Source organism: Acinetobacter sp. GWC1_38_13, from assembly GCF_001767535.1.
In the GTDB taxonomy this organism is placed as follows: domain Bacteria; phylum Pseudomonadota; class Gammaproteobacteria; order Pseudomonadales; family Moraxellaceae; genus Acinetobacter; species Acinetobacter junii.
This window is the reverse complement of sequence record NZ_MELG01000119.1, coordinates 1-7,113: the sequence shown is the minus strand read 5'-3', so window position 1 is coordinate 7,113 and position 7,113 is coordinate 1. Positions and strand designations below refer to the sequence as shown.

The window sequence follows — 7,113 nt, the reverse complement described above, 5'->3', positions numbered from 1 at the left end:
ACTATAAAAAGAGCGTATATATGCAAAGTAATAATCCAATTTTAACTCGTGTTGAAACCTATAGTGATTTGGCTGAACCCATGACCATTCAAGGAGCGATTCAGAAATCGGTTCTTTTGACTGTGATCGCAGCGGTTCTCGGAATGGCACTATTTTTCTATTGTGCATTCACAGCAAATCTTTCGATTGCATATGCAGCGGCAATCGTCGGGGCAATTGGCAGTTTTGTTCTAGCTTTAATTACAACATTTAAATCCAATACAGCACCTGCTTTAGCAATTCCTTATGCTTTATTTGAAGGTGCATTTTTAGGTGGTATTTCTTTTATTTTCCAACTGAAATTTCCAGGTGTTCCGTTACAAGCTTTACTTGCAACATTTGTGACGACATTAGTTTTATTTGGTTTATATAAATTCCAAATCATTCGTGCAACTGAGAAATTCAAAGCAGTGGTGATCTCAGCATCTATTGCGATTGCTTTGGTATTTGTCGTTCAGATCATCATGGGTTTGGCATTTAGCTCAAGTATTCCTTATATCTTTGAAAGTAACTGGTTAGGTATCGGTTTTGCAGCTTTTGTTGCGGTAATTGCTTCACTGAACTTAATTTTAGATTTTGATTTAATTGAAAGTGCAGCAGCACAACGTGCTCCGAAAGCATTTGAATGGTTATGTGCAATTGCACTATTAGCAACTTTGGTATGGATGTATTACTCATTTATGCGTTTGTTGAGTCTGATCCAAGGTGATGACTAACGAATTATTATCTTAAAAAGAAAATCGCCTTCATCTGAGGGCGATTTTTTTTATGCAAGTTTGTAAAAAAGATGGATTATGCAATTCCGAAAAATAAGGAATGTTGGCATGATGTGGTGAAAATTTTTCGAGTGAGAATAAGATGTCACAAGGACTTTTAGCTGGTAAACGTTTTTTAATCGCTGGTATTGCAAGCAAATTATCAATTGCATACGGTATCGCTGCTGCATTACATCGTGAAGGTGCGGAGCTTGCGTTTACTTATCCAAATGAAAAGTTGAAAAAACGTGTTGATGATTTTGCAGCACAGTTTGGTTCGAGCTTAGTTTTCCCTTGTGATGTAGCTGTTGATGCAGAAATTGATGGTGCATTTGCTGAGTTAGCAAAACATTGGGACGGTTTAGATGGTGTTGTTCATTCAATCGGTTTTGCACCAGCACATACATTAGATGGTGACTTCACAGACGTGACAGATCGTGATGGTTTCAAAATCGCACATGACATTAGTGCGTATAGCTTTGTTGCGATGGCGCGTGCTGCAAAACCTTTATTACAAGCACGTCAGGGTTGTTTATTGACTTTGACTTATCAAGGTTCTGAGCGTGTGATGCCAAACTACAACGTGATGGGCATGGCTAAAGCATCTTTAGAAGCGGGTGTTCGTTATTTAGCACTAAGCTTGGGTAAAGAGGGGATTCGTGTGAATGCGATTTCTGCGGGTCCAATCCGTACATTGGCTGCTTCTGGTATTAAATCATTCCGTAAAATGTTGGATGCAAATGAAAAAATCGCTCCATTACAACGTAATGTAACGATTGAAGAAGTGGGTAATGCAGCATTATTCCTTTGCTCACCGTGGGCTTCAGGTATTACGGGTGAAATCCTTTATGTTGATGGTGGTTTCAATACTGTCGGTATGAGCCAAAGCATGATGGATGATGAATAATTAGATAGATCTAAATTATTTGATAAAGCCGCTTTATAGCGGCTTTGTTTTTGAGAGTTTGATGTTAACTCTAGCCTTATCTCAAAGTTGATGCAAAATACAGTTATGGTCTAATTATTCAATTTTGGCATATGGTCCTTCGATAGACCACTCATGATTTTCGTAATATTCAAGCCATTCTTCAAACATAGGATCATCTATGCCGTAGCGCGAGAATTCATTTTCTAGAATACAAGAAAATGAGTTGCTATCCATACTCCATTTAATAGATTTAATTTTTTGGTTTCTTTCTAGAGCGAAGTCAATTTCTAAGCCAACGAAAGGAATAAATGGCATCTTAATTTTTTTATATGCAAATGCCCAATTATTCGACTCTTCTAAAGTTTGTCTATCCCAAATATATAGCAGCAGATTAACGTTATGCATATTACTCCATGTATTAATGTTATTACCCGTAAAAAGTAGATAGTTTATGATTGAACAGTATTTGATATGAATTTGAGATCAAGCTTATTAAACAGATGGTTTCCTAATTTGCTTCAATTAATTTGATTATTTTTTACTACTTTCTCAGAATATGGATTACAACCTAAAATAGCATTTTTCATTTCTTCAGATAAAGATAGACTTAAGCTAGATATATACAAAGCTTCTACTATCGATTCTAACTTCTCTTATGCCTGATGAGCTCTTGCGTTATAATTTACGTTAGCTTTAAGTCAACGAGATGTATTTCAAAGGTCAGCAACTTTCTTATGAGGTTGTTTTTGATGATCAAGATCTCATTAAAAATTCTCAGCCCATTCAAAATGAGTTGAGAACTTGAAGAAAGTAAACAATATCAACTCGTGTGTTATTGCTCAGGCAGTTCTTTCACAGGACTTCCGCCAAGTGCTTGCATCAAAGTCACATAGGCATTGTATTGACTCTGTTTGGTTTCAACTAAGCTCAGTCGTGCATTACGTGTAGTCTCTTGAGCATCAAGTAAATTCTTTAAGGCAATCGCACCATTTCGATAACGGACTTCGGTAAGTCGCTCAGTTTTATTAGCTAACTCGACATTGCGTTGTTGCAGTTGTACTTGCTGATTCAGTTGAGTTCGATTCGACAAGGCATTTTCTACATCTGCGAAAGCTTGGTATAGCGTTTGGCGATATTGAGTAATTGCTTTTTCATATTCAAGATCACTAATCGCAATATCTTTCTTCATATCATTATATTGAAGAAAGGGTAGGCTTAAACTCGCACCTAAAGTGAGTGCAGGATTCTTCAAAAGTTGTGTCAGCGATGTACTCGAAGCACCTAAATTACCTGTGAGATTAATCGAAGGGTAGTAGCTGGCTTTGGTTGCATCCTTATTCGATAGTGTTTTACGTAGACGTAATTCTGAAGCTTGTAAATCTGGGCGACGCGACAAAATATCCGCAGGTAGCCCCACAGCGATATTCGGCAGAGCATTTCTTGGGAGCTGTTTCGGTTCTTGAATACTCAGTTGTTGTACAGGCATATGTAGCAATACAGCAATGGCTGTACGTGTTTCTACACGTTGTTGTTCAATCTGACTCAAACTGGCTTTTTGGCTTTGAACCGATTGTTCTGCTTGAGTTAAATCTAAACCTGAAACTGCACCTGCTTTGTATTGTGATTGCACCAATTCATAAATTTTCTGTGTAGAGGCTAAATTCTGTTGGATGGTGTTATATCGCTCATTTAAATAACCCAATTGCCAATATAGTTTGGCTGTGGTGGCAACTAAACTTTGCGCGGTTGCTTGTAAGTCCTGTGCGCTTGCAAGAGCTTCCCAACGACTCGCTTCAGTTTGATTGGCAAGTTTACCAAATAAATCTAACTCATAACTGACACCCACACTGGTTGATAAACCACGATCAGTGCCATTTCCTGAGCGTAGATCATAGTTATGACCTGTTGACACACTTGAACTGGAACGAATGCCTTGCTGGTTTTCAGCTAAGCCAGCTTGTAAGCGAGCTTGTTTCAGTGTGATACCAGCAACTATAAGATCACTGTTTTTAGCGAGAACTTGTTCAACCAACTGATTGAGCTGAGCGTCATTAAAGAGAGTCCACCATTGATCGCTCAGATTTACATTTTTATTCTTTTGCACATCATATTGGAACTGTTGAGGAACCTGTACCGATGGCGAGTTGTATGGTGTTTTAACAACAGCAGAACAGCCAGCTAAAGAACCTGTGAGTGCCAGTGCTAATCCTAATTTTTTAAAATGAAAAGACATACTCAAATTCCTTATTCTCTTGCTAGTGCTGCAACTGGATCGAGTTGCGCCGCATTTCGTGCTGGTAAGAAACCAAAAACGATACCAATCAGACTCGAACATACAAAGGCTGCAACAATGGATGTCGTTGAATAGCTCATCTCAATAATGCCTTTGGCAAAGTGTCCGATAATTTGTCCAATCCCAAGTGAAAGCAATACACCTAGCACGCCCCCCAGTAAGCAGACCAAAATCGCTTCGATCAAGAACTGCTGCAAAATATCACTTTGTCGAGCACCCACCGCCATTCGGACACCAATTTCTTGGGTACGTTCGGTGACTGAAACCAACATAATATTCATGACCCCAATACCACCCACGACCAGTGAAATGACAGCAATTGCTGAAATTAACAATGTCATTGTCGCTGTGGTTTGCTCGATCGTTTCACGAATACTATCGGAGTTTTGGGTAAACACATCCTGAGCACCATGACGTTGTTCAAGTAAGGTCAGGATTGCATTTTCAGCAGCACTACTTGAATATTCATCCTTGATGCGCACGATGATGCTACGCACATTAGACTGACCAAGCATTCGGCTCATTACCGTTGAATAGGGAAGATATACATTTAAGCTGTCGGAACTACCCATGAAACCTTGTTGCGCATCAATGACACCAATTACTCGACTCGGTACACTGCCCAATAAGATCACTTGACCGACTGGATTAGTACCATCAGAGAAAAAGGTTTTCTCGGTATTCGTATCAATGACCACATCCTGTGCGCGTTGGGTCACACTGCCTTTATCAAAAGGTTGTCCCGATTTAAAAGTCATACCGCGCACATAGAAGAAATCCGAACTTACACCATTGACGGTTGCAGATGCTTCAGTTTCTTTAAAACGTAAGGTCACACTTGTATTAACAGAAGGACTGACTCCATCAACATAAGGTTGTTCTGAAAGTGCATCTGCGTCCGCAGGTACAAGTGTTTTGGTTTGTGAGGCTCGTGAGTTGTCACCAAATCCTCGTCCTTGGTACACAGTAATGGTATTCGTACCGAGACTACTAATATTTTCAAGAATTTGCTTCTGAGACCCATTACCCAATGCAACCACTGAAACTACAGATGCAATTCCGATAATAATCCCGAGCATGGTCAAAAAGGTACGCATTCGATGGGCATTCATCGCTAGCAATGCCATACGGAACGCTTCGCCTAAGCGATCGAAGAAAGATCGCCAAGCTGAAGTTTTCTTTTGCGGTGAGCGTTGTAGTGTCTGACGTTTTAAATCGGGATCATCATTTTCAGGTGTATTAGCGCGATCTGAAATAATATTGCCATCACTGATTTCAATAATACGGGTCGCGTTTTTTGCTACATTGAGATCATGTGTAACTAAGATGATGGTATGACCTTTAGCATTGAGTTCACGCAAAATACGCATGACTTCAATACCGCTATTCTTATCCAATGCTCCTGTTGGCTCATCGGCAAGAATCACGTCACCGCCGTTCATTAATGCACGTGCGATCGAAACGCGTTGCTGTTGACCACCTGAAAGTTGACTTGGACGATGATGTAGACGCTCCTCTAAGCCAAGTTCAGAGAGCAATTCAGCCGAACGTTCCTGACGAAGATGACTATCGACACCTGCATAAATTGCAGGGACTTCAACGTTACCAGATGCACTCAAATCACCGAGTAAGTGATAACGCTGGAAAATAAAACCAAAATATTCTCGGCGTAATTGGGCAAGTTCATCAGGTTCAAGTTGACGTGTTTCACGTCCGTTGACCAAATAACTACCTGAACAAGGTTTGTCTAAACACCCTAAAATATTCATGAGTGTGGATTTACCTGATCCAGATTGCCCAACAATGGCAACCAATTCACCTGCATAAATTTTTAAATCAATGCCTTTGAGGATTTGGACTGTACCTTCACCTGCAGGGAATTCCCGAGTCAGGTTGCTGACTTCAAGTAGCGGCTGTGACGAATGCGTTTGATTTTGAGTCATATTACATTCTCATTGCACGTTGGTTACTGCGTTTTGCTGCTTCATTTGAGTTGTCAGAAGCATCTGCAATCACAACTTGGTCACCTTGTTTGAGTCCTTTCAATACTTGCGCCGTTACACGGTTATTGAGTCCGATCAACACTTGCTGTGGTTGAGCGCTACCATCAGCCTGTAAAACACGAACCATTCCTGTTGATGCTTTTCCTTGAGCAATTAGATTCTGTTCTTCAGCTGTTAACTCCAAACGTTTTGGACGCTGAACTTCTTTATTGGTATTACCCTCGGTTTTATCGGTTGAGGTTTTAGCAGTATTTTTTGTATTAGATCGTTTTGCTTGAATCGCAGCTGCTGGGATTGTTAATGTATTTTTTGCTTCTGCTAACACAATATAGACTTGAGCAGTCATATCAATGCGCAGTTTGCCATCTTCATTAGGTACGTCAAAAAGTGCGTTGTAATAGACCGCAGAGCTTGATGAAGAAGAGTTCGTGCTCGTAGTTTCAGTATTGATTGAATCTGGAGCGGGCTCTACTTGACGCAAAGTCGCATAATGTTTTTTCTCGCTATTTCCTAAGGTGGTGAAATAAACGGTTTGACCTTTCTCAACTTTCATCACATCTGCTTCTGAAATCTGAGCTTTAATGGTCATCGTGTCGAGAGTTGCAAGTTTTACAATGGTTGGAGCCGTTTGATTCGCATTTACCGTTTGACCTTCTTCAGTCACGATTGCCACGATAGTTCCATTCATAGGTGCAACAATACGGGTATATCCGAGGTCTTCTTTCGCTGTTGCCAGAGTTAAGCGAGATTGTTCAATTTGAGCATTAATCGCAGCTATTTGTGCCTGAGCTGTTTTGTAATTTGCTAGTGCTGTTTCAAGCTCTGCACGTGATGTTGCATCTTGGCTATACATCGCTTGTTGGCGTTTGTATTCAGCTTCAACTTTTGCCAAATTTGCTTGTTGAACGGCAAGCTGGGCTTGTTGATTTTTAATACTTGCTTCAGCCGTTTTTAAATCATTTTCTTGACGAATCGAATCAATCTGAGCAATCAACTGACCTTGTTTAACTTGATCACCCAATTGCACGTACATTTTTTTCACTTGACCTGAAACCTGTGCACCGACACTCACCATTTTGGTGGCTTCCAATACAC

The 7,113-nt window shown here is 40.2% G+C and carries 6 protein-coding genes; 2 read left to right on the top strand and 4 right to left on the bottom strand.

Annotated features, from left to right (window positions below):
- The first annotated feature begins 20 nt into the window (after nt 1-20).
- A complete protein-coding gene (locus A2003_RS12975; protein ID WP_125318559.1) occupies nt 21-755 on the top strand; it encodes a Bax inhibitor-1/YccA family protein in 735 nt (244 codons plus the stop codon).
- A gap of 142 nt (nt 756-897) precedes the next feature.
- Entirely contained in the window at nt 898-1,701 is an 804-nt protein-coding gene (locus A2003_RS12970) for an enoyl-ACP reductase FabI (RefSeq protein ID WP_004955561.1), read from the top strand.
- Nucleotides 1,702-1,815: 114 nt separating this feature from the next.
- On the opposite strand, the gene A2003_RS12965 is transcribed toward A2003_RS12970, so the two are convergent.
- The 4 genes from A2003_RS12965 to A2003_RS12950 form a co-directional block, all read right to left on the bottom strand.
- Nucleotides 1,816-2,127 carry a hypothetical protein gene (locus tag A2003_RS12965; RefSeq protein WP_125318560.1) on the bottom strand — a complete coding sequence of 104 codons (312 nt, stop codon included), beginning with the start codon at nt 2,125-2,127 and terminating at the stop codon, nt 1,816-1,818.
- A 427-nt stretch (nt 2,128-2,554) separates the two neighbouring features.
- Nucleotides 2,555-3,955: an efflux transporter outer membrane subunit gene (locus tag A2003_RS12960; protein WP_125318561.1), complete on the bottom strand. Its 1,401-nt coding sequence runs from the start codon at nt 3,953-3,955 to the stop codon at nt 2,555-2,557.
- A gap of 11 nt (nt 3,956-3,966) precedes the next feature.
- Nucleotides 3,967-5,958: a MacB family efflux pump subunit gene (locus A2003_RS12955; RefSeq protein WP_125318562.1), complete on the bottom strand. Its 1,992-nt coding sequence runs from the start codon at nt 5,956-5,958 to the stop codon at nt 3,967-3,969.
- Nucleotide 5,959: 1 nt separating this feature from the next.
- A partial coding sequence (locus A2003_RS12950; protein ID WP_286687471.1) for an efflux RND transporter periplasmic adaptor subunit occupies nt 5,960-7,113 on the bottom strand: 1,154 nt, incomplete at its 5' end.

What these genes read in the sequence shown, in the direction of transcription:
- A2003_RS12975 (WP_125318559.1), top strand. Translation starts at nt 21, where the DNA reads ATGCAAAGTAATAATCCAATTTTAACTCGTGTTGAAACCTATAGTGAT.
- A2003_RS12970 (WP_004955561.1), top strand. Translation starts at nt 898, where the DNA reads ATGTCACAAGGACTTTTAGCTGGTAAACGTTTTTTAATCGCTGGTATT.
- A2003_RS12965 (WP_125318560.1), bottom strand. Translation starts at nt 2,127, where the DNA reads ATGCATAACGTTAATCTGCTGCTATATATTTGGGATAGACAAACTTTA.
- A2003_RS12960 (WP_125318561.1), bottom strand. Translation starts at nt 3,955, where the DNA reads ATGTCTTTTCATTTTAAAAAATTAGGATTAGCACTGGCACTCACAGGT.
- A2003_RS12955 (WP_125318562.1), bottom strand. Translation starts at nt 5,958, where the DNA reads ATGACTCAAAATCAAACGCATTCGTCACAGCCGCTACTTGAAGTCAGC.